This window comes from Bradyrhizobium sp. WSM1743 (assembly GCF_000473065.1).
Classification (GTDB): domain Bacteria; phylum Pseudomonadota; class Alphaproteobacteria; order Rhizobiales; family Xanthobacteraceae; genus Bradyrhizobium.
This window is the reverse complement of the sequence record NZ_AXAZ01000008.1, coordinates 142,881-168,509: the sequence shown is the minus strand read 5'-3', so window position 1 is coordinate 168,509 and position 25,629 is coordinate 142,881. Positions and strand designations below refer to the sequence as shown.

At 64.5% G+C, this 25,629-nt stretch carries 17 protein-coding genes; 9 read left to right on the top strand and 8 right to left on the bottom strand.

What is annotated here, in order from left to right; translation table 11 throughout:
- Nucleotides 1-98 precede the first annotated feature (98 nt).
- On the top strand, nt 99-2,018 hold the full coding sequence (locus YU9_RS41070; RefSeq protein WP_051380355.1) for a TonB-dependent siderophore receptor: 1,920 nt from the start codon (nt 99-101) through the stop codon (nt 2,016-2,018).
- Entirely contained in the window at nt 2,018-2,686 is a 669-nt protein-coding gene (locus tag YU9_RS0106880) for a PepSY-associated TM helix domain-containing protein (protein WP_027572133.1), read from the top strand. Before YU9_RS41070 ends, YU9_RS0106880 begins: the two co-directional genes overlap by 1 nt.
- 82 nt (nt 2,687-2,768) lie before the next feature.
- On the opposite strand, the gene YU9_RS0106875 is transcribed toward YU9_RS0106880, so the two are convergent.
- The gene (locus YU9_RS0106875) at nt 2,769-4,388 is read right to left on the bottom strand and encodes a GMC family oxidoreductase (RefSeq protein ID WP_027572132.1); all 1,620 of its coding nucleotides are present in this window, start codon (nt 4,386-4,388) and stop codon (nt 2,769-2,771) included.
- 175 nt (nt 4,389-4,563) lie between these two features.
- On the opposite strand from YU9_RS0106875, the gene YU9_RS0106870 reads away from it, so the two are divergent.
- The gene (locus YU9_RS0106870) at nt 4,564-5,733 is read left to right on the top strand and encodes a M20 aminoacylase family protein (protein ID WP_027572131.1); all 1,170 of its coding nucleotides are present in this window, start codon (nt 4,564-4,566) and stop codon (nt 5,731-5,733) included.
- A gap of 170 nt (nt 5,734-5,903) precedes the next feature.
- On the opposite strand, the gene YU9_RS0106865 is transcribed toward YU9_RS0106870, so the two are convergent.
- Nucleotides 5,904-7,532, bottom strand: a complete 1,629-nt coding sequence (locus tag YU9_RS0106865; RefSeq protein WP_027572130.1) for an inorganic phosphate transporter — start codon at nt 7,530-7,532, stop codon at nt 5,904-5,906.
- Nucleotides 7,533-7,649: 117 nt separating this feature from the next.
- Nucleotides 7,650-9,047, bottom strand: a complete 1,398-nt coding sequence (locus tag YU9_RS0106860; RefSeq protein ID WP_027572129.1) for a UdgX family uracil-DNA binding protein — start codon at nt 9,045-9,047, stop codon at nt 7,650-7,652.
- 165 nt (nt 9,048-9,212) lie between these two features.
- Here YU9_RS0106860 and YU9_RS0106855 point away from each other — a divergent pair, with 165 nt between their 5' ends.
- Genes YU9_RS0106855 through YU9_RS0106845 form a run of 3 tightly spaced genes read left to right on the top strand, consistent with a single transcriptional unit; the run spans nt 9,213 to nt 14,987 of the window.
- A complete protein-coding gene (locus YU9_RS0106855; RefSeq protein WP_027572128.1) occupies nt 9,213-10,019 on the top strand; it encodes an ImuA family protein in 807 nt (268 codons plus the stop codon).
- A complete protein-coding gene (locus YU9_RS0106850; protein ID WP_036017111.1) occupies nt 9,916-11,511 on the top strand; it encodes a DNA polymerase Y family protein in 1,596 nt (531 codons plus the stop codon). The genes YU9_RS0106855 and YU9_RS0106850 overlap by 104 nt, the downstream gene beginning before the upstream one ends.
- Nucleotides 11,508-14,987 (top strand): error-prone DNA polymerase, encoded by a 3,480-nt coding sequence (locus tag YU9_RS0106845; protein WP_027572126.1) that lies wholly within the window; start codon nt 11,508-11,510, stop codon nt 14,985-14,987. Before YU9_RS0106850 ends, YU9_RS0106845 begins: the two co-directional genes overlap by 4 nt.
- Before the next feature lie 257 nt (nt 14,988-15,244).
- Here YU9_RS0106845 and YU9_RS0106840 read toward each other — a convergent pair whose 3' ends face one another.
- Entirely contained in the window at nt 15,245-16,015 is a 771-nt protein-coding gene (locus YU9_RS0106840; protein WP_027572125.1) for an SDR family NAD(P)-dependent oxidoreductase, read from the bottom strand.
- A gap of 164 nt (nt 16,016-16,179) precedes the next feature.
- Nucleotides 16,180-16,467, bottom strand: a complete 288-nt coding sequence (locus tag YU9_RS0106835) for a hypothetical protein (RefSeq protein ID WP_027572124.1) — start codon at nt 16,465-16,467, stop codon at nt 16,180-16,182.
- A gap of 109 nt (nt 16,468-16,576) precedes the next feature.
- Here YU9_RS0106835 and YU9_RS0106830 point away from each other — a divergent pair, with 109 nt between their 5' ends.
- The 3 genes from YU9_RS0106830 to YU9_RS0106820 all read left to right on the top strand — a co-directional run bounded on the left by YU9_RS0106830 (nt 16,577) and on the right by YU9_RS0106820 (nt 22,519).
- On the top strand, nt 16,577-17,977 hold the full coding sequence (locus YU9_RS0106830; RefSeq protein WP_027572123.1) for a CoA transferase: 1,401 nt from the start codon (nt 16,577-16,579) through the stop codon (nt 17,975-17,977).
- A gap of 145 nt (nt 17,978-18,122) precedes the next feature.
- Nucleotides 18,123-19,373 (top strand): efflux RND transporter periplasmic adaptor subunit, encoded by a 1,251-nt coding sequence (locus YU9_RS0106825; RefSeq protein ID WP_027572122.1) that lies wholly within the window; start codon nt 18,123-18,125, stop codon nt 19,371-19,373.
- 29 nt (nt 19,374-19,402) lie between these two features.
- Nucleotides 19,403-22,519, top strand: a complete 3,117-nt coding sequence (locus YU9_RS0106820; RefSeq protein ID WP_027572121.1) for an efflux RND transporter permease subunit — start codon at nt 19,403-19,405, stop codon at nt 22,517-22,519.
- A gap of 3 nt (nt 22,520-22,522) precedes the next feature.
- Here the strand turns inward: YU9_RS0106820 and YU9_RS0106815 are convergent, their stop codons facing one another.
- Genes YU9_RS0106815 through YU9_RS0106805 form a run of 3 tightly spaced genes read right to left on the bottom strand, consistent with a single transcriptional unit; the run spans nt 22,523 to nt 25,549 of the window.
- The gene (locus tag YU9_RS0106815) at nt 22,523-23,485 is read right to left on the bottom strand and encodes an amidohydrolase family protein (RefSeq protein ID WP_027572120.1); all 963 of its coding nucleotides are present in this window, start codon (nt 23,483-23,485) and stop codon (nt 22,523-22,525) included.
- Nucleotides 23,486-23,536: 51 nt separating this feature from the next.
- Nucleotides 23,537-24,094: a hypothetical protein gene (locus YU9_RS0106810; protein WP_027572119.1), complete on the bottom strand. Its 558-nt coding sequence runs from the start codon at nt 24,092-24,094 to the stop codon at nt 23,537-23,539.
- Nucleotides 24,095-24,118: 24 nt separating this feature from the next.
- Nucleotides 24,119-25,549 (bottom strand): TolC family outer membrane protein, encoded by a 1,431-nt coding sequence (locus YU9_RS0106805; RefSeq protein WP_027572118.1) that lies wholly within the window; start codon nt 25,547-25,549, stop codon nt 24,119-24,121.
- Nucleotides 25,550-25,629 lie beyond the last annotated feature (80 nt).

Sequence of the window (25,629 nt, the reverse complement as noted above, 5' to 3'; positions counted from 1 at the left end):
CAAACCAGCGCCAGGGTGAGTCCTCAAGTCATCGCCAGGAGCAATCCTCCCTGGAAAAGGTCGCTGGCTTCGGTAAGACGGGTACTCGCATCGCCGACATGCCGCTCAACATCCAGACCGTACCTACGACGCTGACCCAGGAACAGGGGGGGACTGAGCTGCGCCAAGCCATCCGCAATGTCAGTGGCATTAGCGAAGGCGGGCTGTCGAGCTATGGATTCTTCGATCGCTTCAGCATCCGTGGCCTCGACGTCAATTTCTTGGTCAACGGCCTTTTCGATGCGCCGGTGGTCATGGGCTATCCCCGCTCGCTCACAGGCGTCGAACGGATCGAGGTCTTGAAAGGACCGGGCTCAGCGCTGTTCGGCAGCGGGACGCCGGGAGGCACGATCAATCTCGTCCGCGCACCTCCCAGTACGGTACCAGCATATTACCTGGACCAGAGCGTCGGCTCCTTCAAAACATATGAGACGACTTTCGGCGCCACCGGCCCGACGACGGCGCCCGGTCTGAATTACCGGATCGACGGGGCGTACTTCACCTCTGAGGGCTTCCGCGGTCTTTCCAGGGAGAACATCGAACTCCTGCCTTCTTTCACATGGCAGCCCAACAGCGACCATCTGGTCACGGTGAATCTCGATCTCCGCCATCTGGAGCGCACGCCCGATACCTCCGGCATTTTGTTTCGTGGTAACTCCCTCCTGCCCGTGCCCCGCGAGACCCGTTATTACACGCCCTTCGCAAAGGGAAATCAGGATATCGCTCGGTTGGCGGTCACGGACGAGTGGCGGGTTTCAGATTTCCTGACCATCAACAATCGTTTCAGCTTCATGCACAGGGATCTCGACATCCTCCGCAATGCGGGCGGCAGAGTTGTCGGCGACGCCACGTCGATGACGGGCCGCATTCTGCGATCGCAGCAGGATAACTGGAACGACGTCGACTACCAGTTCGAGCCGGTTTGGCGATTTGCGACGGGCAGCATCAATCACACGTTGCTCACCGGATTCGAGGTTCAGCAGCACAACGTCATCTCTCGGCGCGACAGTGCAAATCTGCCGAACATCACCGATGTCTTCGCCCCGGTCATCCCGGAGCAATCGATGGCCGGGCTGACATTTACGCCAGTCTACAACAACACCATCGATGCGACCTATGCCAGTTTCTACGCCCAGGATCAGATCGACGTTACGGACCGCCTCAAGGTGCGCGTCGGGTTGCGTTATGATGATTTCGCAACCACACTGACGCAACGGCTCAGCAACGCAAGGGACAGCCGCGAGGACGGAGCGGTGAGCTACAATGCGGGTCTAGTTTATCACCTCACGTCCTGGTTCTCGCCCTTCATAGGGACATCACGGAGCAACTTCGCTCTCCTGAGCACGGAAACTCTGGTCAATAATATCCGCGCCCCGGAGCAGGCGACGCAATATGAAGGTGGAATACGGCTGTCGCCATTCGGTAACCACTTGATCGCGACCTTCTCCATTTTCGAAACGACACGCGAGAACTTTCTGCAGACCGTCGGAACGCAGGTCTTCGCAATCGGAGAACAACGTACGCGCGGCTTCGACATCGATCTGGAGGCTCGGCCATTCGAGGGCACATCCATTCGTGCCAACTACACCTACCAGGATCCGCGGTTGACGAATTTCCCATCCGAACCTCTGTCGGTGGGAACTATTCCGTTCGGCATACCACAGAGCATCTTCAATCTCTGGATCACCCAAGATATCCCCTCGGTGCCCGGACTGAAGATCGCCGGCGGCGTCCGCTATCGAGACCGTGTCTTCGCGGAGAACTACGGCACAGCGATCAAGGAGGGCCACAGCCAGCGTGTACTGCCCTCCTATGCGCTGGTCGACGCTGTCATATCCTACGACGTCAAGCCCAATTTCCAGATCAGCGCCGGTGTTTCCAACCTCTTCGACCAAACCTACTATGTCACGCCGGTGAACTGGGGCGCGCTGCCCGGGGAGTCGCGCACCTTCTTTCTCCGTGGTCGGCTCCGGTCCTAATGCTCGATTTGCCAGCGCCGGCAGTTGCGGACGAGGCGGCACGGCGTTCCCGTGCTCGTCGCGCTTTCTTCCTGCGCTGGCTCCGCCGCGTGCATGTCTGGCTCGGCCTCTGGGGCGCCGTGCTCGGCTTGTGCTTTGGCGCGACGGGAATTCTCCTGAATCACCGCGCGACACTCAAGCTTCCGCTTGCCGAGACGACTCGGAGCAACTTTCAGCTTGCCCTGCCTGCTGAGCGTCCCGAGACGATCGAGGCTTTCGCCGCTTGGGCGCAATACTCGCTATCGCTCTCGCGACCTGCGACCGGCACCACGATTGAGGCGGCGCAGAATGTGCTGTGGGGTGACAGTGCGATTCGGCAACCGGAGCGCTGGCAAGTGCGCTTCAATGCTCCTCGGTATTTGATTCAGGTCGAGTATTGGCGAGGCAACAGCTTTGCCAGTGTTCTGCGGTACGACGCAAACGTCTTCGCAACACTCACGCGTCTGCACAAGTCAGAAGGAGTCGGAGTCGCGTGGATTCTGCTCGCCGATTCCATTGCAGGCAGCATTATTCTGCTTGCGGTGTCGGGCCTGCTCATGTGGAGCCAGCTAAGAGGTGGCCGGCTAGCCATACTTCTGGTCGTCGCTTCCGCCGCTCTAACTCTTGTGATCGGCTGGCAATCGTTATGAGGCTGCACGCGTGCGGCGGCAATCCATCATCCCCCTGGTCTTCTCCCTCGGTCCAGAATTGGGCTTGAGCGGTGCGTGGTCTCTATCGCGCATCTTCCAAGATCATCGTCGCCCCCTTCTCCGCAATCATTGCCGTCGGCGTATTCGTGTTACCCGAGGTTATCGTCGGCATGATCGAGGCATCGACGATGCGCAAGCCGGACAGTCCGTAGAAGCGCAGGCGCTCGTCAACCACCGCCATCGGATCGTTCGCCGTGCCCATCTTCGCCGTGCCGACGGGATGGAAGATGGTGGTGCCGATGTCGCCGGCGGCTTTTGCGAGGGAGGCATCGTCGTCGCCGACGGAAGGCCCGGGTAGATATTCGCTGGGCCGGTACTTGGCCAGCGCCTTCTGCTGCATCAGGCGTCGCGTGGTGCGGATGGCGTCGGCGGCGACCTGGCGGTCGTCGTCGGTCGACAGATAGTTCGGCGCGATGATCGGCTTCTCGTCCGGCGTCGCCGAACGAAGCCGCACGGTGCCGCGCGAGGTCGGCTGCAGATTGCAGGCACTGACGGTGATCGCAGGGAAACGATGCAAGGGATCGCCGAACTTGTCGAGCGACAGCGGCTGCACGTGGAATTGGATGTTGGCACGGGCGCGCGTCGCATCGGAGCGCGTGAAGATGCCGAGCTGCGACGGCGCCATGGTCAGCGGCCCGCGGCGGCGGAAGGCGTAGTCGAGCCCCATCAGGCCGCGGCGGAACAGATTGTAATAGGTCTCGTTCAGCGTGCGCACGCCCTCCACCTTGTAGATCGCGCGCTGCTGGAGGTGGTCTTGCAGATTGCGCCCCACACCGGGCTTGTCCATGACGAGGTCGATGCCGAGCGGCGACAGCCAATCGGCGGGGCCGATGCCGGAGCGATGCAGCACCTGCACCGAGCCGATGGAGCCTGCCGAGAGGATCACCTCGCGCTTCGCACGCGCCTCGATGATCTCGCCGTTCTGGATGAAGCGCACGCCGACGGCGCGGCCCTGCTCGATGATGAGACGGTCGACCAGCACGTGCTTCTCGAGCCGCAAGTTCGGGCGGTTCAGCGCCGGCTTGAGGAAGCCACGCGCCGACGACCAGCGCCGTCCGCGCTTCTGGTTGACGTGGAAATAGCTGGTGCCTTCGTTGTCGCCGGTGTTGAAATCCGGGATGCGCTTGATGCCCATTTCTTCTGCGGCGTCCCCGACAGCGTCAAGAATGGCCCATGACAACCGCGGCGCCTCGATGCGCCAGCCGCCGCCGGCGCCATGATGCTCGCTGGCGCCGAGAAAGTGGTCCTCGAGGCGCTTGAACAGCGGCAGCACGTCATCATAGCCCCAGCCGGTCAGCCCAAGCTGGCGCCAGTGATCGTAATCGGCGGCCTGTCCCCGCATCGAGATCATGGCGTTGATCGCCGAGCAGCCGCCGATCACCTTGCCGCGGGGATAGGCCAGCGCGCGGCCGTTCAGACCCGGCTCGGCCTCGGTCTTGAACATCCAGTCGGAACGGGGATTGCCGATGGCGAAGAGATAGCCGACGGGGATGTGGAACCAGATCCAATTGTCGTCGCCCCCGGCCTCCAGGATGAGGACGCGGTTGTTGCGATCGGCCGACAGCCGGTTCGCGACGATGCAGCCGGCCGTTCCGGCTCCGACGACAATGTAGTCAAACTCACCTTCAAGCCGCCTCGGCATTCTGCTTCCACCCGGATGGTCCCTTAACGTTCCGTCCTAATAGGCAGACCCGCCGGACCGGGACAAGCCCGGCTATGCCCGTTTGTCAGGGCCAGATCCCGATCCCCGGGAGTTGGGTGGACTGACGCTTGCATGGTAGACAGTCCTGTATTCCCAACAAGGCTTGAGACCCTCCATGCCCATCGTGAACCGTGTCGCCGACCTCCAACCCGATATTCAGGCCTGGCGCCGGGACATCCATGAGCATCCCGAGCTGCTGTACGACGTCCACCGCACCGCAGCATTTGTCGCGGATCGCTTGCGGGAGTTCGGTTGCGACGAGGTCGTGACCGGCCTCGGCCAGACCGGCGTGGTCGGCGTGATCAAGGGGAGCAAGCCGGCCGGCGAGGGGCTCAAGGTGATCGGCCTGCGCGCCGACATGGACGCTCTGCCGGTGGAGGAGCAGACCAATCTGCCTTACGCCTCCAAGACCCCCGGCAAGATGCACGCCTGCGGCCATGACGGCCACACTGCGATGCTGCTGGGAGCCGCCCGCTATCTCGCCGAGACCCGCAATTTTGCCGGCGATGCCATTGTGATCTTCCAGCCGGCCGAGGAGGGCGGCGCCGGCGGCGCGGCCATGGTCAAGGACGGCCTGATGGAGCGCTTCGGCATTGAGCAGGTCTACGGCATGCACAACGGTCCGGGCATCCCGATCGGCTCGTTCGCGATCCGGCCGGGTCCGATCATGGCGGCGACCGACGAGGTCGACATCATGATCGAGGGCGTCGGCGGCCATGCCGCGCGTCCGCACAAATGCGTCGATTCCGTGCTGGTCGGTGCGCAGGTGATCACGGCGCTGCAGTCGATCGTCGCGCGCAGCGTTGATCCCCTAGAGTCGGCCGTGATCTCGATCTGCGAATTCCACGCCGGCAATGCCCGCAACGTCATTCCGCAGACCGCGACGCTGAGAGGTACCATCCGCACGCTTTCGCCGGAGGTACGCAAGCTGGTCGAGAAGCGGGTGCGCGAAGTCGTGGCTGGCGTGGCGCAGATCACCGGTGCCAAGATCGACCTGCACTACAAGCGCAATTATCCCGTCGTGAACAACCATGCGGCGGAGACCGAGGTGGCGCGGCGCATTGCCACGCAGGTCGCGGGCGAGGCCAATGTGCACGAGATGGCGCCGCTGATGGGCGGCGAGGATTTCGCCTACATGCTGGAGGCGCGGCCCGGCGCCTTCATCTTCTGCGGCAACGGCGACAGCGCCGGCCTGCATCACCCCGCCTACAATTTCAACGACGAGGCGATCGTCTACGGCACCTCCTACTGGGTCAAGCTGGTCGAGGAGCAGCTCGCGGCCTGAACATCGACGTCATCCCGGGGCGCCTCGCAGAGGCGAACCCGGGATCTCGAGATTCTCCGGTGCGCAATTGCGCACCGTAGTTCGGTCCTGCGGACCGCCCCGGAATGACAACCTGAATGCAAATGGCCGGGCCAAGCCCGGCCAAGCGCGTTGATGGAATATCGTTCTACTCAGAACATCCGCGAGAAGATCACATAGAGCGTGGCCGACAGCATGATCGCGCAGGGCAGCGTCAGCACCCAGGCCATCAGCAGGTTACGGATGGTCGACCATTGCAGGCCCGAACCGTTCGCGGCCATGGTGCCCGCGACGCCCGACGACAGCACATGCGTGGTGGAGACCGGCAGGCCGAACACGTCGGCGGCGCCGATCGTGGCGGCGGCCACGAGCTCGGCCGAGGCGCCTTGCGCATAGGTGAGATGCGACTTGCCGATCTTCTCACCGACCGTGATCACGATGCGCTTCCAGCCGATCATGGTGCCGAGGCCGAGGGCGATGGCGACCGCGATCTTCACCCAATTGGGGATGAACTTCGTGGCGGCGTCGAGCGAGCCCTTGTAGGCGTTCAGGGTCGCGATCTCCTCCTTGTTGAGATCGTTCTCCTTGTCCTTCATCAGGAACCGGATCGCTTCCGAAGTCATGTACATGTCGTTGCGGGTGTTGCCGACGGCTTCCGCCGGCACCTTGTTCAGCGTGCCGTATTTGGCGACCTGATCGCCGACGTCCTTCACCAGCACGGCGAGCGAGGGATAGGTGCCCTCGTTGATGTGGCGCAGCGTGATGTACTGCGTCACGGCGGGGCGGGGATCGCCGATGATGCTGTGGCCGGCGCCCTTCGCGGAGATCACCTTGGCGGCGGCATCCGAGGTCTTCTGGAACTGGACGACCTGGGATTCCGGCAGCGCGCGGTTGAGCGCATAGGCCGTCGGCACGGTGCCGATCAGGATCAGCATGATCAGGCCCATGCCCTTCTGGCCGTCGTTCGAGCCGTGCGCAAAGCTGACGCCGGTGCAGGTTGCGATCAGCAGGCCGCGGATCCAGAGCGGCGGCGCCTTGTTGCCTTCGGGCGCGGAATAGAGCGCCGGGTTGCGCACGATGAACTTGAGCAGCAGCAACAGCGTGGCGGCGCAGATGAAGCCGAACAGGGGCGACAGCAGCAGCGCGTAGCCGATCTCGGTTGCCTTGGTCCAGTCCACGCCCGAGGTGCCGTCGCGGCCGCGCATGACGGCGTTGGCGACGCCAACGCCGATGATCGAGCCGATCAGCGTGTGCGAGGAGGAGGCGGGCAGGCCGAAGAACCAGGTGCCGAGATTCCACAGGATCGCGGCGATCAGCAGCGCGAACACCATCGCGAAGCCGGCGCTGGAGCCGACCTGGAGGATCAGCTCGACCGGCAGCAGCGAGACGATGCCGAAGGCGACCGTGCCGGAGGACAGCAGCACGCCGAGGAAGTTGAAGAAGCCCGACCACATCACCGCGACTTCGGCCGGCAGCGAATGGGTGTAGATGACCGTGGCCACCGCATTGGCGGTGTCGTGGAAGCCGTTGACGAACTCGAAGCCGAGCGCGATCAGCAGCGCAATGAACAGGAGGATGTAGGGCAGATAGGTCGTCACCCGCGTGCCGGTGGCATTGACGTCGACATAGATGCTGTAGGCGACGAACAGCAGCCCCGCGGCGAGGATGCCGAAGAACAGGATCATCGTCAGCGGATTGAAGCCCTTGTCGAGATTTGGTCGCGAGGCCGGCTGGACGGGCGCGGGATCTGCTACCGCGCGGTCGAATGCAACATCGGTCATGTCTGGACGCCCCTTAACTCTCAGGTAAGGGTATTGTCCGTGATGGATTTGAAGGCTGGATGACAACCAAGGCGCGAAAGCCGTTTTCCTGCCAGTCTGCCGTTTCCCTGCTAGTACTTAGGCAGCCCGTGCGGCCTTCTTCTGCAAGCCGGCGGCGATCTTCAAATCCTCGACAAAGCGCTGATACTCCAGCACCTTGGCTTCCGGATCGGGCAACCGCAGCAGATAGGACGGATGCACCGTCACCAGCGCTTTGCGCCCGTCGGGAAGGTCGATGAGCCGGCCGCGGTTCTTGCCGATCGGGGTGATCTTGCCGAACACGCTTTGCGCTGCAGTTGCGCCCATCGCCACGATGAGATCCGGCTGGATTGCCGAAACTTCCCGCTCATACCATTGCCGGCACGCCCGGATCTCCGGCGTCGTCGGTTTCTGGTGCAGGCGGATCTTTCCGCGCGGCACGAATTTGAAGTGCTTCACCGCGTTGGTGACATAGACCTTCTTGCGGTCGACGCCGGCCTCCTCCAGCGCGCGGTCGAGCATCTGGCCGGCCGGACCGACGAAGGGGTGGCCGGCGAGGTCTTCCTTGTCGCCGGGCTGCTCGCCGACCAGCATGATATTGGCGTTCTTCGGGCCCTCGCCGAACACGGTCTGCGTCGCATCCTTGTAGAGATGGCAGGCGCGGCAATGGGCGGCTTCCTCGCGGAGCGTTTCGAGATCGTCGACAGCTGACTTGCGTTTCATCGGAGCCTCCGGAGGCGGGATGATCCGCCCGCCGGTCCAGCGTTCGGCGTCGGCGAGCAGAGGTTCAAGTATCGAGGCTTCCGACAGGTTCCTGCGGCGCGTGTTCGGCGCCTCCGGCGTGAACGGGTGGTCCGGCCGAAAGTGGCGGCGCCAGGTTTCTTCCAACCGGTTCGGGGCGGGCAACTCCGATTGGTTGATTCCCGGCGTGAATGTGATCGCGTGGCCGTCCCAATGTGCGCAAACGTCCGGCGTGAGGATCGACCAGGGCATGTCGGCGTAGCGGCGCGCGAAGAAGGGGGCGGCAAATTCGACGATATGATGCTCCGGCACGAACCAGGCGGCGTAATGGGCCTTGTGCTCGCGTCCGATTTCGCGGAAGCGAACGACGTCGCGCATCCGCTGCACGTCGCGATGCACGTTGCCGGCCATCGCTGTCGCCAACGCGACGTCGGGATCTGTCCTGATCTCGAGCAGATCATGGTCGCTCCGCAGCCGCCACAACAGGCGATAGAGCAGCGCAAAGCGTTCACTGTCGCGGTGCAGGGCTGCGATGCGGGCGAGCGCGATGAAATTGGCCGGCACGCTGAAGGTGCCGTCGGTTTCGATCGGCGGAAGGCTGGGCGCTTCGCAAAGACCAGCCGGCACCGCGTCTTTCGCGCGGCCCTGCACGCTCCAGGTCACGTCGGCCGGCGCGATCTGATGCAGTGCGAGCGCGCGGGCGGTTTTGCGCCAGCTCTCGAAATCGGTCTGGCTGTCGAGAGTGATGAGGTACATGGCACTTGAATCCTCTTGATTCTGCTCATGAATCCGACTGGACGCCAATTCGATTGACTCTTGGGGCGCCGTTAGCTTTATATTAGAACATATCATGAACAAATGAGCCAGCCGCGGGTTCTCTTTCGAGAGCCATCGGCAATCACCTCTGAAGGAGCGGCGAGCATGAGCGGCGCACGTGGAAGCGCGCTTGCGATCTTGCGCGGCCAGATCGAGCGCATCGAGACGGCGGAGGTCGTGCATCAGCGCGATCGCGTCGCGCTCGGCCACAGCGAGGCCGACAGCGCGCTGAAGGGCGGGCTCGCGCGCGCGGCGATCCACGAGGTGTTTTGCGAGGGGCGCCAGGGCGCGGCCGCCACCGGCTTCGTCATGGGGCTTGCGGAGCGCGTCTCAGCGCGTCGGCCGCTGCTGTGGGTGCGGCAGGATTTCTCAGAAATAGAGACGGGCGCGCTGTCGATGAGCGGCCTCGCCGAGCTCGGCCTCGATCCGCGCCGCGTGGTGATGGTGCGCGCCGCCGATGTCGAGAGCGCGCTGCGCACCTCGGCCGACGCGCTCGCCTGCGATGCGCTGGGCGCCGTCGTGCTCGAGCTCTGGGGCGAGATCAGGCAGTTCGATCTCGTGGCGAGCCGCAAGCTGACGCTGGCCGCGCAAGGCTCAGGCGTTACCGGTCTGATGCTGCGTATGGCCGCGCAGCCGCTGCCTTCGACTGCCGAAACGCGATGGATGCTGCGCGCGGCGCATTCACCGCCGGGTGCAGCTTCAATGCCTGCGGCGCCTTGGAGTGCCTGGGGCGCGCCGCGCTTCGATGCCGAGCTCTTGCGCAATCGTCATGGCCCGTGCGGCCGGTGGATCATGGAATGGAATTGTGATGAGTGCCAGTTCAGTGAACCGTCGACGTATTCTCAGCCTGTGGCTGCCGCGCCTGCCCATCGACCGGATCCAGCGGTTCCTTGGCAGCGCCGGACTGGGTAAAGCCAATAATGAGCCGAGCGTCGTCGTCATCAAGGACAACAACGCGCTGGTGATCCATGCGCTGGACGAGGCCGCCGAGTGCCTCGGCCTGTACATCGGTCAACCCTTGGCCAATGCGCGGGCGATGTGCCCGGACCTGAAAGTGTTCGACGCCGATGTCGTGGCTGATGCGAAGACGCTTAGCGATATCGCCGACTGGTGCGACCGCTTCACGCCGCTGGTGGCGCTCGATGCGCCGCACGGGCTGTTTCTCGACATCACCGGCTGTGCGCATCTGTTCGGGGGCGAAACCGCGCTGTTGCAGACACTGGTCCGCGCGCTCGGTCGGCAGGGCTTTGCCGTCAGCGCGGCGATCGCCGGCACGTCGGTCTGCGCGCGCACGCTGACGCGGCGGGCTACAGGCACCATCGTGGCCGATGGCGGAGAGGCGGAGGCGATTAGCGGGCTGCCGGTCTCCGCGCTCGGTGCGGGCGAGACCATCACCACCGGCCTGCGTCGTGCCGGCCTGAAGACCATCGGCGATGTCGCCTCGCGCGAGCCGCACGAGATCACGGCGCGGTTCGGCGCGCGGTTCTCCACGCTGCTGGCGCATGCGCTGGGGCAGGGCGATGCGCCGATCAACCCGCGCAAACCGTTGCCCGATTACATCGTCGAGAAGCGCTTTGCCGAGCCGATCGCGACCGACACCATGATCGCGATGACGTTGTCACGGCTGGCCGACACGTTGATCGCGTCCATGGAGAAGCAGGGCAAGGGCGCACGGCGTCTGGAGGCCGCCTTCTTCCGCACCGACGGCGTGGTGCGCGCGATCACGGTCGAGACCGGACGTGCCGTGACGCGAAGCGCCGTGATCGACCGCCTGTTCCGCGAGCGCCTCGATGCGCTCGCCGATCCGCTGGATCCCGGCTTCGGCTTCGACATGGTGCGCCTGTCGGCGAGCCGCACCGAGATCGTGGTGCAGGAGCAGCGCGATCTCGACGCCCATGTCCACGACAATGACGAGCTCGCCGCGCTGATCGACCGCATCGCCGCGCGCATCGGGGGAAAACGGGTCGTCGTGCATCTGCCTGAGGATACCCATATCCCCGAAAACGCGGTGCTGGCTGCATCGGCGCAGCATCACCTCACGTCGGCCATGCAGGCCGAATGGCCGGCGCGCATCGAGAGCGAGCCGCCGTTGCGTCCCTTGCGGCTGTTCGACAAGCCGGAGCCGATCAAGGTGCCGTTCGCGACCGTGCCCGACGGCCCGCCACACCAATTCACCTGGCGCCGCGCGCTGCATGCGGTGGTGCGGGTGGAGGGGCCCGAGCGCATCGCCATGGAATGGTGGCGGCAGGACGGCAAGCAGCTGACGCGGGATTATTTCCGTATCGAGGATGCCGAGGGCCTGCGTTTCTGGATCTTTCGCGACGGTCTTTATGAAGGAGAGGTGTTCGACGGCGACGGCAAGCCCGCTTCTCCCGGCTGGTATGTGCACGGTCTCTTCGCATGAATACGCTTAGCTATGCCGAGATCGGCATCACCACCAATTTCTCCTTCCTGCGCGGCGGCTCGGATCCGCGCGCCTATGTGCATCAGGCCAGCATCCTCGGCATTCCCGCGATCGGCATCGCCGATCACAACACGCTCGCCGGCGTGGTGCGGGCCTACAAGGAGCTCGACAATGCCGAAGTGCTGCACAAGCCGAAACTGCTGATCGGCGCGCGCATCGTCTTCATCGACGGCACGCCCGACATCCTGGTCTATCCGCGCGACCGCGCGGCCTATGGCCGGCTGTGCCAGCTTCTCACCCGGGGCAAGCGCGGCGACGACATCACGCGGATCGAGAAGGGCGAGTGTCATCTCACCTTTGCCGATCTCCTGGAGTTTTCGGAAGGCCAGCTCCTGGTGTTGACGCTGCCGCATCGCTTCGAGCCGGCGCAGGCGCTGGATGTTCTCGCAAAGCTCAAGGACAGTCGTGCCGAGGACGTGTGGCTGGCGGCGAGCCTGCTCTATCGCGGCGACGACAGGCGTCGCCTGGCGCGGCTCGATGATCTCGCTGCAAAGGCAAAAGTGCCGCTGCTTGCGACCAACGAGGTGCTCTATCACCACTCCGCGCGCCGTCCTCTCCAGGACGTGCTGACCTGCATCCGGGAAAAGACCACGATCGACGTGATTGGGAAGAAGCTCGAAGCCAATGCCGAGCGGTTCCTGAAGACGCCGCGCGAAATGGCGCGGCTGTTTCGCGATTTCCCCGAGGCGATCGCGGAGACCATGCGCTTTGCGGACAAGATCGACTTCTCGCTCGACCAGCTCAAATACCAGTACCCGGACGAGCCGGTGCCGCCGGGCAAGACCGCGCAGGGGCATCTTGAAGATCTGACCTGGGCCGGCGTCGACAAATATTTCGGCGGCGAGATCGACGACAAGCTGCGCGGGACGCTGAAGAAAGAGCTCGCGCTGATCGCCGAGCTGAAATACGCGCATTACTTCCTCACCGTGCACGACATCGTCCACTACGCGCGCAGCCAGAACATTTTGTGCCAGGGGCGGGGATCGGCGGCGAACTCGGCCGTCTGCTACGTGCTCGGCATCACCTCGGTCGACCCGACCAAGGTCGATCTGTTGTTCGAGCGCTTCATCTCCAAGGAGCGGCTGGAGCCGCCCGACATCGACGTCGATTTCGAGCATTCGCGGCGCGAGGAGGTGATGCAATATGTCTACCGCCGCTACGGCCGCCACCGCGCCGCGATCATTGCCACAGTCATCCATTATCGCCCGCGCAGCGCCATCCGCGACGTCGGCAAGGCGCTCGGCCTGACAGAGGACGTCACCGCCGCGCTCGCCGATACCGTCTGGGGCAGCTGGGGCAAGGGCCTCAACGACATGCAGGTCAGGCAGGCCGGGCTCGATCCGCAAAACCCGATGATCAATCTCGCGGTCGAGCTTGCGACCGAGCTGATCGAATTCCCGCGCCATCTCTCCCAGCATGTCGGCGGCTACGTGCTCACCCAGGACCGGCTCGACACCTATGTGCCGATCGGCAACGCCGCGATGGACGACCGCACCTTCATCGAATGGGACAAGGACGACGTCGATGCGCTCAGCATGATGAAGGTCGACGTGCTGGCGCTGGGCATGCTGACCTGCATCCGCAAATGTTTTGATCTGATCGATCAGCACAAGGGCGAGCGTCTTGTGCTGGCGAGCGTCCCGCAGGATGACCCGAAAGTTTACGACATGCTGTGCGCCGGGGAATCGCTCGGCGTATTCCAGGTCGAGAGCCGCGCCCAGATGAACATGCTGCCGCGCCTCAAGCCGCGGACCTTCTACGATCTCGTCATCGAAGTCGCGATCGTGCGCCCCGGGCCGATCCAGGGCGACATGGTGCATCCGTATTTGCGGCGGCGGAACGGGCTTGAGCAGGTGAGTTATCCCTCGCCGTCACCGGATCATGGCGACAAGGACGAACTCTACAAGGTGCTGCACAAGACGCTCGGCGTCCCGCTGTTCCAGGAGCAGGCGATGCGCATTGCGATCGAGGCCGCACATTTTACGTCCGAGGAAGCCAACGGCCTGCGCCGCTCGATGGCGACATTTCGCAATGTCGGCACCATCGGCCAATACGAGGAGAAGCTGATCGGCAACATGATCCGGCGTGGCTACGATCCTCAATTCGCCAAAAGCTGCTTTGACCAGATCAAGGGTTTCGGCTCCTACGGTTTTCCCGAGAGCCATGCCGCGAGCTTTGCACAGCTGGTCTACATTTCTTCGTGGCTGAAGCACTACCATCCCGACGCCTTCTGCTGCGGCCTCCTGAACTCGCAGCCGATGGGCTTTTATGCGCCGGCGCAGATTGTCGGCGATGCCCGCAAGAACGGCGTCGAAGTCCGCGACATCGACGTGTCCTATAGTTTCGCGCAGAGCACGCTGGAGCAGGGAAGCGGAAAATATTGCGCCGTACGCCTCGGCTTCCGCCAGATCGACGGTTTTCACTGGCTTGATGAGGACGAGGAGCGGCTCAAACGCTCACAAGCGTCATTCCGGGATGGTACGAACGGGACCGCAAAGCGGCCCGGAGCACCAGACCCGGAATCTCGAGATTCTCAGGTGCGCAATTGCGCACCCCAGTTCACGCTTCGCGTGCCCCGGAATGACAGCATGGAGAGAGTGCCCGACTGGGCCGACCGCATCGTCGCCGCCCGCAACCGCCGTCCCTTCACCTCGCTGGAAGATTTCGCCCGCGACACCGGCCTGCCCAAGCGCGCGCTGATCCTGCTGGCGGATGCCGACGCCTTCCGCTCGCTCGGGCTCGACCGGCGCGAGGCGCTGTGGCAGGTGCGGCGGTTGCCCGACGACGTGCCGCTGCCGCTGTTCGAGGTGGCGACCGCGCGCGAGCAGCCGGACGAAGGCGCAAGGCCGCTGCCGGTGATGCCGCGTTCCGAGCAGGTGGTCGCGGACTACCAGACCATCCGGCTGTCGTTGAAGGGCCATCCGATGGAATTCTTGCGCGAGATGTTTACGCGTGAGCGCGTCGTCGCCTGCAAGGACATCAGCCATGAGAACGAGCGGCGCCGCGTCCGCTGCGCCGGCGTGATCCTGGTGCGGCAGCGGCCGGGCAGCGCCAGCGGCGTCGTGTTCATGACGCTGGAGGACGAAACCGGCATCGCCAATGTCGTGGTCTGGCCCAAGATCATGGAGCAGTACCGCAAGGAGGTGATGGGCGCGCGCCTCATCCTGGTCGAGGGCTACATCCAGAGCAGCCCTGAAAAGGTGACGCATCTCATCGCTCAGCGCATGGTCGACCGCTCGCACGATCTAGTCGGATTGGCCAACGATGCGCTCAGCCCTAAGCATCCGATGCCGGCAGGCGCCACCGTCGTCGAACCGCTGAACGAAGATCCCCGCGCACTCGCGGACATGCCCGCGCAAAAAATCCGCCACCCCCGCAACGTCCGCATCCTGCCGCCGTCGCGGGATTTTCATTGAGCGTCGTAAGGCGGCCTGCCCACCACGCAGTCATTGCGAGCGCAGCGAAGCAATCCAGAGTCTTTCCGCGGAAGCAGTCTGGATTGGCTTCGCTGCGCTCGCAATGACGAATTTGCTGACGCGATCGCGCGCTACACTCTCAGTCGTCATACCCCGCGAAAGCGGGTATCCAGTACGCTGCGGCGCCTCGGCTCAATCACAGCCGCCTCTGGAATACTGGATCGCCCGGTCAAAGCCGGGCGATGACAGTGTGCCCCTCAAAAATTCACCCGGTTCGAGATCGCGCCATCCACGACGAGATTGGATCCCGTCGTGAATCCCGATACCGGGCTCGCCAGAAACACCGCCGCGCTGGCGATCTCCTGCGGCGTCGCCATGCGGCCGGTCGGATTGCGCTTCATCGCGTCCTGGTACCGCTCCGGCATGTTCTGCTCGATCATCTCCCAGACGCCGCCCTTGAAATAGACGGTGCCGGGCGAGACCACGTTGACCCGGATCTTCTTCTTCGCGTATTGCCGCGCCAGTCCTTTGGCCATGTGGATCAGCGCGGCCTTGATCGGGCCGTAGGAGCTGGCCGAGTCCGCCTGCGCCGCGGAGATCGACGAGATGATCACGAAGGCCGCATCGCCGCTGCTGGCGCCGCTCGTCTCGAGAAACGGCCGCGCCGCGTCGAACGCGTGCACGGCACCGAGCACGTCGAGCCGGAAATTCTGCTCCCAGGACGCGGGATCGTGTCCTTGCGCCATCGCGCCGGCATTTGAGAACAGCATGTCGATGCCGCCGAGCTCCTTTGCTGCAGCCTCGATCCAGGACTTCAGCGCCGCGCCGTCGGTGACATCGACCGGGCCGCCGGTGGCGCTGACACCGCTCGCCTTCAACTCCGCGACAGTGGCCGCAACCTGATCCGCGTTGCGCGCGCAGACCGCGACGTTGGCGCCTTCACCGGCCAGCGTCGCCGCAATCGCCCGCCCGATGCCGCGCGTGCCGCCGAGCACGATGGCGTTCTTGCCTTTGAGACCGAGATCCATTGTTGGCTCCTTCTTGTTAGTGCAGCGAGTGTAGCTGCTTCAGGGAATACGCAGAAGCCTCCACATCGTCATTGCGAGCAATCCAGAAATACATCCGCGGAAACAGTCTGGATTGCTTCGTCGCAAGGGCTCCTTGCAATGACATGGAGCGAGATGTGCCCGCCTCACTCCGGCGCCGCCCCCACCGGGGGGCCGCCGGGCGGGCGGTGCAGGAAGGTCAGCGAGACGTAGGCGCCGACCCAGGAGCCGATTGCGGCGAAGGCGACATAGAACGCATTCTCGGTGTAGCTGATCACCGCGTAAGAGGAGAGTAGATACCAGACCGCGCTCCAGGTCGCGGCCGGCACGCGCTTGCGCGCGACCACGGCCGAGGTGAACATCACATAGACCGCGTCGGTGGCCGCTGTTGCGACGAAGACGGCGCCTGCGGTGAGGGGATCGATGGCGGCCATTGCAATCCTTCTTGTGCTGATGAATGGTCGCAAAAACTACAGCATGATCCGGAAGAGTGTGCAGCGGTTTTCCGAAAGATCATGCCCCTGGAAACGGAGAGAAGCGGCCATGCAAAGCCCCGCCGATATTCTCAAGGACATCTGGACCACCGCCGGCGGCGATGCGGCCGCGCTCGATCGCGTGCGGCTGACCGGCACCGAGCCGCAGATCCCATCCTCGTTTCGCGTCGCCGTCGCCGGCCAGACGACGATCGCCGCCGCCGGCCTCGCCGCCGCCGAGATCTGGCGGCTGCGCAGCGGGCAGATGCAGGACGTCTCTGTCGAGATGCGCCACGCCGTCGCCGAATGCCGCTCGGAGCGCTATCTGCGTGTCGACCACAAGCCGCCCCCGCCGGCCTGGGATGCGATCGCCGGCGTCTACAGGACCGGCGATCGCCGCTTCGTCCGCTGCCACACCAATTTCCCACATCACCGCGACGCCGTCTGCAAGGTGCTTGCTTGCGAGCCCGAGCACGAGAAGGTGCAGGCGGCGTTGATGCAGTGGAAGGGAGAGGATTTCGAAACTGCGGCCTACGCCGCAGGCGGCGTTGTCGCCTTGATGCGCTCCTACGACGAATGGTCCGCGCTGCCGCAGGCGCGTGCGCTTGCGCAATTGCCGCTGGTCTCGATCGAGAGGATCGGCGAGGCCCGGCCAAAGCCGTGGCCAAATGGCGATCGCCCGCTCTCAGGTCTTCGTGTGCTCGATCTCTCCCGCGTCATCGCGGGCCCCGTCGCCGGCCGCACGCTCGCTGCGCACGGCGCGGACGTGCTGCTGGTGTCAGGGCCGGAGCTGCCCGCCATCCCCTGGCTCACCATCGATACCGGCCGCGGCAAGCTCACCACCTTCATCGCGTTGAAGAGCGAAGCCGGGCGGGCGCAGCTGCGCGAGCTATTGAAGGACGCCGACATCTTCTCACAAGGCTATCGCCCGCGCGCGCTCGCCGCTCTCGGCTTTTCACCGGAGGACGCTGCGCAAATCAATCCCGGCATCGTCTATGTCACGCTGTCGGCCTATGGCCACACCGGCCCCTGGGCCGGGCGGCGCGGCTTCGACTCCTTGGTGCAGACCACGATCGGCTTCAATCATGCCGAGGGGCAGGCTGCAGGCATCGATGCGCGCAAGGAATTGCCGGCACAGATCCTCGATCACGCCACCGGCTATCTGATGGCGTTCGGCGCGATGATGGCCAAGGCGCGCCAGGCGTGCGAAGGCGGCAGCTGGCACGTGCGCGTGTCGCTGGCGCAGACCGGACGCTGGCTGTGGAATCTCGGCCGGCTCGACGGCGGGCTGAACACCCCGGATCTTACGGGCGAGGCCGTACATGCTGCGTTCATCGAGAGCATGCCATCTGGCTTCGGCACGTTGAAGGCGGTGCGCCATTCCGCGCTGCTATCGAAGACGCCGGCGCGATGGAGCCGCCCGGCGATGCCGCTTGGCAGCCATCCGGCACAGTGGCCGGTGCGAAGCTGACAAGAAGCTGACACGTCGCAAAATTTTAACGCCAACCGCGAGGGGCCAAGCGTTTTTTAGGTTGTTTGAAATCCCAATTCGGCACTATTAGCGCGACCGATGAGGCAGTCATTTGCCGAGATCGTCGCAGACACGACCGGGCCCCATGGTAGTTGAAAATACCAAGCGATTGCAGGTGCTTACGAAACAGCGGGTGATCACATCCGTAGTTTTACTAGTTCTTGCCGGCGCCGGTGCCGGGGCCTACGGCGTTCTCTCTTCCGGGGCTAAGGAAAAGAAGCACTCCGAGATCTCGAGCCAGTCGCGAAGGAATGCGCAGACCTTCACGCCGACGCCGTCCGAATGGGCGACGCTGACGATCGAGCCGGTCAAGGCCAAGAGCTTTCGGGCCGAGTATGTCACCGAGGGCAAGGTCGCGGTCGACGAAGACCGCTCGACGCCGGTGTTCTCGCCCTATGCGGGCCGGGTCACCAAGCTGCTGGCCAAGCCCGGCGAGATGCTGAAGCAAGGTCAACCGCTGTTTACGATCGAGGCCGCCGACACCGTGCAGGCCCAGAACGATTTCATCGCGGCGATGACCTCGCAGAACAAGGCGAGGTCGGCGCTCGAGCTCTCCGACATCCAGTTCAAGCGCGCCAAGGACCTTTATGAGGGCCATGCCATTCCGCTGAAGGATTATCAGCAGGCGGAAGCGGCCCAGGTCCAGGCGCAAAACGATATGCGCTCCTCGGTGACGGCGCTGGAAGCTGCGCGCAACAAGCTGCGCATCCTCGGCTTCACAGAGGAGGCCATCAAGACGTTCCAGGAAAAAGGCGTCATAGATCGGGAGATCACGATCTACTCGCCGATCTCCGGCACCGTCGTGCAGCGCAAGATCGGCCCCGGCCAATATGTCAGCGCCGGCGCCAGTGATCCGGTCTTCGTGGTCGGCGACCTCTCCACGGTCTGGCTCACCGCCTTCGTGCGCGAGAGCGATGCGGCCGCGGTGTGCATCGGGCAGGACATCACCGTCAACGTGATGGCGCTGCCGGGCCGTCCGTTCACCGCCAAGATCAACTACGTTGCCGCCGCGATCGACCCCACCACCCGCCGCCTGCTGGTCCGCGCCACCATCGACAACAAGGACGGGCTGCTGAAGCCGGAAATGTTTGCGAATGTCACGATCTATTCGGCCGGCGACCGCGCCGCGCCGGCAGTGCCGAAGCAGGCGCTGATCTATGAAGCCGACAAGGTCCGCCTCTGGGTCGCGCGCGAGGACAAATCGGTCGAGCTGCGCCAGATCAAGATCGGTCTCATCAACGGCAACCTCGTCGAGGTCACGAGCAACCTGAAACCCGGCGAACAGATCGTCGTCAAGGGCAGCCTGTTCATCGACCGCGCGGCGTCCGGCAGCTGATCGACGACCCAAAGAAATTGAAGACCTGAATGGATCGTCTCGTTGCCCTTGCCGTCAACCGGCGCTTTCTGATGGTCGGGATGTTCGTCGCCGTGCTGATCGGCGGCCTGATCGCGTTCAACCAGCTCAACATCGAGGCCTATCCCGACCCGACCCCGCCGATGGTCGATATCGTGACGCAAAGCCCGGGCCTGTCGGCCGAGGAGATCGAGCGCTACATCACGATCCCGATCGAGACCCAGGTCGCGGGTCTGAAGAACCTCACGACCATCCGCACCATCTCGCTCTACGGCCTCTCCGACATCAAGCTGCAGTTCTCCTTTGCCTACACCTATGACGAGGCGTTGCAGCAGGTCTTGAACCGTCTGGCGCAGCTCGCGCCGCTGCCGGGCAACGTGCAGCCGCAGATCTCGCCGCTCAGCCCGATCGGTGAAATCTTCCGTTATCGCCTGGTCGGCCCGCCGAACTACAGCGTGCTCGACCTCAAGACCATCCAGGACTGGATTCTGCAGCGCCGCTTCCGCGCCGTGCCCGGCGTCATCGACGTCACCGGATGGGGCGGCAAGAGCAAGACCTACGAGCTCCAGGTCGATTTCAACAAACTGGTCGCCAACGGCCTGACCCTGCCGCAATTGCTCCAGGCGGTCGGCAATTCCAACGTCAATGTCGGCGGCAACACCGTCAATATCGGCCAGCAATCGGCCGTGGTGCGCGGCGTCGGCCTGATCCGCTCGATCGACGATCTCGCCAACACCATGGTGGCTCAGACCGGCGGCAATCCGGTGCTGGTCAAGGACGTCGCAACCGTCACTGTCGGCCAAAGACCCCGTCTCGGCATCGCCGGCCTCGATGATTCCGATGACATCGTGCAGGGCATCGTGCTGATGCGCCGTGGCGAGCAGAGCTCGCCAACCATCAAGCGCGTCCACCAGCTCGTCCAGCAGATCAACAACTCCAGCATCCTGCCGCCCGGCGTGCGCATCGAGCGCATCTACGACCGCGGGGACCTGATCGAGCTCACCACCCACACCGTGCTGCATAACATGGTGATCGGCATTTTGCTGATCGTGCTGTTGCAGTGGATATTCCTCGGTGATCTCCGCAGCGCGCTGATCGTCGGCGCCACCATTCCGTTCGCGTTGTTCTTCGCCGTCATCATCCTGGTGCTGCGCGGGGAATCGGCAAACCTCCTGTCGGTCGGTGCGATCGATTTCGGCCTGATCGTCGATGCCACGGTCATCATGGTGGAGGCGATCTTCCGGCGCCTGACGCAGACCACGCCGATGTCGGAATCCGAGCATATGTCGCCCGAGACGCTGTTCGGCATGAAGAGCCATGCCATCCTCAGCGCGGCCGCCGACGTCTCGCGATCGATCTTCTTCGCCGCGGCGATCATCATTGCGGCCTTCCTGCCGCTGTTCACGCTATCCGGGGTCGAGGGCAACATCTTCGGGCCGATGGCTCGCACCTATGCCTATGCGCTCGCCGGCGGGCTCCTTGCGACATTCACCGTGACACCGGCGCTCTCCGCAATCATCCTGCCTGCGCATGTCGAGGAAACCGAGACGAAGGTGATGCTGATCCTGCACCGGTTGTACTCGCCGTTGCTGCATTGGGCGGTCGCCAACCGCAATATCGTCCTTGGCGGTGCGGTCGGCCTCGTGCTGATGACGGTCGCGCTCAGCCGGCTGCTCGGCCTCGAATTCCTGCCGAAGCTGGAGGAGGGCAATCTCTGGATCCGTGCCACGCTGCCGCCGACCATCTCGCTCCAGGAGGGCAACAGTTACGTCAACGAGATGCGCAAGGTGATCCGCGCCCGGCCCGAGGTCGAGTCCGTGGTGTCGCAACACGGCCGTCCCGACGACGGCACCGACGCCGCCGGCTTCTTCAACGCCGAGTTCTTCGCTCCGCTCAAGCCCGTGAGCCAGTGGCCCGGCACCCGCGACAAGGAAGAGCTGACAGCGGAGCTGCTCAAGCAGCTCGACGATCGCTTCCCCGGCGTTGAGTTCAACTTCTCGCAATACCTCCAGGACAACGTCTCCGAAGCCGTCTCCGGCGTGAAGGGCGAGAACTCGATCAAGCTGTTCGGCAGCGACCTTCAGGCGCTCACCGACACCGCCAACAAGATCAAGTCGGTGCTGGCCACCGTGCAGGGCGTCACCGACCTTGCGGTGTTCACTTCGCTCGGGCAGCCGACCGTTCAGATCGACATCGACCGCGCCAAGGCCGCGCGCTACGGCCTTGCTCCGGGCGACATCAACGCCACCATCAAGGTCGCGATCGGCGGCGACACCGCCGGCGACCTTTATGAGCCCGGAAGCGACCGCCACTTCCCGATCATCGTTCGCCTCGCGCCGGAGTACCGCCGCAGTGCCGAGGCGATCCAGAATTTGCGGATCGGCGCGCCCGGGCCGAACGGTACCGTTACGCAGATCCCGTTGAGCGAGGTCGCCACCATCAGCCTCGTCTCCGGCGCGGCCTACATCTATCGCGAGCAGCAGGAGCGCTATCTGCCGATCAAGTTCTCGGTGCGCGAACGCGATCTCGGCAGCGCGATCCGCGAGGCGCAGCAGAAGATCGCCGAGCAGGTGCAGCTGCCGCCGGGCTCGCACATGGAATGGGTCGGCGAGTTCGGCAATCTCCAGGACGCGATCCGGCGGCTCTCGATCGTGGTGCCGATCTCGCTGGCGCTGATCGGCGTGCTGCTCTGGTTCAACTTCGGCTCGATGACCGACACGCTGCTCGCGATGAGCGTGATCCCGATGGCGATCTTCGGCGGCGTGCTCGGCCTGTTGATCTCGGGCACAGCATTCAGCGTCTCCGCGGCGATCGGCTTCATCGCACTATTCGGCATCGCCGTGATGGACGGCATCATCATCCTGTCGCAGTTCAACCAGCTCATCGAAGAAGGCATGGACCGCATGAGCGCGGTGGTGCGCACCGGCGAGCTGCAGCTCCGGCCCGTGCTGATGACCTGCGTCGTCGCAGGCGTCGGCCTGCTGCCGGCGGCGCTGTCCGAAGGCATCGGCTCACAGGTGCAGAAGCCGCTCGCGGTCGTCGTCGTCACCGGCATGATGCTGGCGCCGGTCGTGATCCTGGTGACCTTGCCGGTCCTGATCTCCTTCTTCTCCCGCCGCGCGCGCTGACCGTCAGAACCCGTAGAGCCGCGCCGGATTGTCGACCAGGATCTTCTTGCGCACCTCGGCATCCGGCGCCCACACCGGAAGCTGGTTGAGCAGGCGGCCGTCGTCGATCTGATAAAGGGGCGCGATGTCGGTGGGCCTGCGTCCCTCGACGCGGCTCGAATCCGGATGCGGCCAGTCGGTGCCCCAGACGATGCGGTCTGCATTCGCCGCGATCAGCGCGCGGGCATAGGGCACCATGTCCTGATAGTCGGGCGCGAGCTTCGACGAGCGATAGGCGCCCGAGATCTTCACATAGGCCTTGCCGGACTTCACCAGCGCGACGAGGTCGGAGAAGCCCGGCTGCTCCAGCCCGAGCGAAGCCTCGAGGCCGCCGAAATGGTCGAACACGACGGGCACCGGCGCCGTCTCGACGAGGTCCTTGATCGCCGAAATCATGGTCAGCGTGGTGTAGAGCTGGACGTGCCAGCCGCGCGCCTTCATGCGCTCGACGGCGGCGGTAAAGCGCGGCCGCCCGACATTGGGATCATTGACGCCGCCAGTCGCCAGATTGAGGCGGACGCCGCGGAAGCCGTCTTGATGCATCGTATCGAGCTGGGTCTCGGTCGTCTTGTCGTCGATCACGGCGACGCCGCGCGCATTGGCGCCGCGTGCCTTCATGCCGAACAAGGTCGACGAATTGTCGGTGCCGTAGACGCTCGGCGTCACGATCACCACGCGCTCGATATGCAGCGCCTTGTGCAGTGCGGCCATTTCTTCAGGGCTCGCCGGCTCCGGCGTATAGACCCGCCCCGCGAAGAACGGAAACTTTTCGGGATCGCCATGAATGTGGGTGTGGCAGTCGCAGGCATGCGCCGGGACGTCGAAATTGATCGGCGTCGCGGGCTGTGCCGCACGGGCATGGGCTTTGCTGGTCATGGCTACTCCGGCCGCAAGGGAGGCAAGCAGGACGCTGCGTCGACTGAGCATGGTTTCTCTCCCGGTTTATTTTTTATTGGCGAGTGGGAGGAGAATATCACATCAGCCGGGCAACCGCTCCGTTTCGCTGCATAGCTGCTCGACGAGACCAGCAAGCGGACGAGAGCCGTCCACGCGCACGACCGGGCAGGGGAGGCCCGAGAGCCACGCTTCATGCTTGGCGAGACTGCGACCTTCGCGATCGCCGGCTTCGTAATGGGAGGCCCATTCGACGAAGTCTTCGGTTTCGCCATGGCGCCAGCCGCCCGGCGCGACGGCATCAGCACCGAAATGGGCGGCCTCGCGGGCGCGCAATCGTTTCATCCGGATCTCGCGCGGCGCGGTCACGAAGACGACGAGGTCGAAGTACGAAACGAGCTCCTCACCCCAGCCGGTGACGGATCCGCTCAGGACCCAATCGAGACGCGGCAAAAACATCTCGCGCATCAGGCGCAGGCGGTCGGCGGCGGGGCGCGTCCTCTGGTAGGGCGACACGGTCGGCAGCCAGAAATAGTCGTCGCTGTCGTGATGCGGTAGCGCAAGCTGGCCCGCGAGCGCGCGACCGAGCGTCGTCACTCCGGAGCCAGAGGCTCCCATCAGATGGATGCGGCGGCTTTTCATCGGCATCCACCGAGAGTTTTGAGCCTACTGCCCCGACGGCGTGCGCAGCCCGTGCCAGGCGTCGCGGACCTGATGGTAGTGCACCTCGGGCAGATAGTCCGGCGTGTTCAAGTTCAGCGTCTTGACGTCGAGATGGCCGACGGCGCTGAGCAGTGTGTAGGAGGCAATCACGCGATCGCGCAGCGCGCCGATCAGGCGGGCCTTGGCCTGGATCAGATCGGCCTGCGAGTTCAAGACGTCCACCGTCGTGCGCTGTCCGCCGGCGGCCTCGCGCTGCACGCCCTGCAGCGCGACGGTCGCCGCCTTCACCTCGGACTCCGAGGCCGAGACCGTGATCTTGGCGCCTTCATTGGCAACCCAGGCGCTGACCGCCGCCGTGCGCGCCTGGTTGCGCACCTGGTCGAGCACGAGCCGGCTCTGCGCCGTGATCTCCTTGGCCTGCCGGGTCTGCGCCGCGGCTTGGCCGCCGTCGTAGATCGGCGCAGTGACATTGGCGACGATCGAGGCCTGGTCCTCGGCGAAGGTGCCGAGGGTCGGGTCGTTGTTGCGGCTCTTGCTGGCGCTGCCCTGGATGGTCGCGCTCGGCAGCAGCGCGCCTTCGGCGATGCGGATGTTGGTGGAGGCGACATCGACGTCGAAACTGGCCGCCATCACCGCCGGGTGCTGGCGGATCGCCATCGTCGTGGCGTCCTCGCGGCTCTTCGGCAAATAGCGATCGACCACTTCGGCGGGCTTGAGCTGCGACGGCGCGTTGCCGATCACTTGCGCATAGGTCGCCTGGCTAACGGCCAGCGCGACCTCTGCCGCGTTGAGATCGGCGAGGCCGCGGTTGAGACGGGCCTCGGCCTGCGCCGTGTCGGTCGGCGTGACGTCGCCGGCATTGAGGCGGCGCTGGGTGACGGCGAGCGTCTCGCGCAGGAAGGCGACGTTGGAGCGCTGCGCCTCGACCAGCGACTGGTTGGCGAGCACGTTGGTGTAGGCGGTGACCGCATCGAGCAGCACGCCCTGGCCGACATTGCGCAGCGCCTCGCGCCCCGACTGCACCTGGAGTTCGGCGGCCCGCACGCTGTTGGCGGTGCGGAAACCGTTGAACAGGGTCTGCGTCACGGTGACGCCGATGATCCAGGGTTTCAGATTGGCGGTCTGGATGGTGTTATCGGGCAACAGATTGCGCACCGATTGCAGGCCGGCGCTGAGGCTCGCCATGATCTGTGGCCGGTAGCCGGCAAGCGCCTGCGGTACGTTCTCGTCGGTCGCGCGCTGGCGTGCGCGCTCAGCATTGAGCTGCGGGTTGGTCTGGTAGGCCTTGGCCAGCGCCTCCGGCAGAGCTTCGGCCCAGGCGGCGGAGGGCAGGGCGCACGAGAGCGCCAGCGTGGTCCATGTCGCAAACACGGGACCCACGCCCGATCGATGCCGCGTCACCACGCGACCAGCTCTGGCGGTACGCCCAATCATGTAATCCCGCTTAACCCCGGTCCGCCCCCGCCGACGATGGCCTCTTAGCTGTTTAGCCAGCCGAGGTCCCGCAGGCAAAC

Bases quoted from the DNA above. Each gene is read 5' to 3' on its own strand.
- YU9_RS0106825 (WP_027572122.1), top strand. From the start codon at position 18,123: ATGGTAGTTGAAAATACCAAGCGATTGCAGGTGCTTACGAAACAGCGG.
- YU9_RS0106860 (WP_027572129.1), bottom strand. From the start codon at position 9,047: ATGTACCTCATCACTCTCGACAGCCAGACCGATTTCGAGAGCTGGCGC.
- YU9_RS0106850 (WP_036017111.1), top strand. From the start codon at position 9,916: ATGAGTGCCAGTTCAGTGAACCGTCGACGTATTCTCAGCCTGTGGCTG.
- YU9_RS0106845 (WP_027572126.1), top strand. From the start codon at position 11,508: ATGAATACGCTTAGCTATGCCGAGATCGGCATCACCACCAATTTCTCC.
- YU9_RS0106865 (WP_027572130.1), bottom strand. From the start codon at position 7,532: ATGACCGATGTTGCATTCGACCGCGCGGTAGCAGATCCCGCGCCCGTC.
- YU9_RS0106815 (WP_027572120.1), bottom strand. From the start codon at position 23,485: ATGCTCAGTCGACGCAGCGTCCTGCTTGCCTCCCTTGCGGCCGGAGTA.
- YU9_RS0106855 (WP_027572128.1), top strand. From the start codon at position 9,213: ATGAGCGGCGCACGTGGAAGCGCGCTTGCGATCTTGCGCGGCCAGATC.
- YU9_RS0106835 (WP_027572124.1), bottom strand. From the start codon at position 16,467: ATGGCCGCCATCGATCCCCTCACCGCAGGCGCCGTCTTCGTCGCAACA.
- YU9_RS0106880 (WP_027572133.1), top strand. From the start codon at position 2,018: ATGCTCGATTTGCCAGCGCCGGCAGTTGCGGACGAGGCGGCACGGCGT.
- YU9_RS0106820 (WP_027572121.1), top strand. From the start codon at position 19,403: ATGGATCGTCTCGTTGCCCTTGCCGTCAACCGGCGCTTTCTGATGGTC.
- YU9_RS0106870 (WP_027572131.1), top strand. From the start codon at position 4,564: ATGCCCATCGTGAACCGTGTCGCCGACCTCCAACCCGATATTCAGGCC.
- YU9_RS0106805 (WP_027572118.1), bottom strand. From the start codon at position 25,549: ATGATTGGGCGTACCGCCAGAGCTGGTCGCGTGGTGACGCGGCATCGA.
- YU9_RS0106830 (WP_027572123.1), top strand. From the start codon at position 16,577: ATGCAAAGCCCCGCCGATATTCTCAAGGACATCTGGACCACCGCCGGC.
- YU9_RS0106810 (WP_027572119.1), bottom strand. From the start codon at position 24,094: ATGAAAAGCCGCCGCATCCATCTGATGGGAGCCTCTGGCTCCGGAGTG.
- YU9_RS0106875 (WP_027572132.1), bottom strand. From the start codon at position 4,388: ATGCCGAGGCGGCTTGAAGGTGAGTTTGACTACATTGTCGTCGGAGCC.
- YU9_RS41070 (WP_051380355.1), top strand. From the start codon at position 99: ATGCCGCTCAACATCCAGACCGTACCTACGACGCTGACCCAGGAACAG.
- YU9_RS0106840 (WP_027572125.1), bottom strand. From the start codon at position 16,015: ATGGATCTCGGTCTCAAAGGCAAGAACGCCATCGTGCTCGGCGGCACG.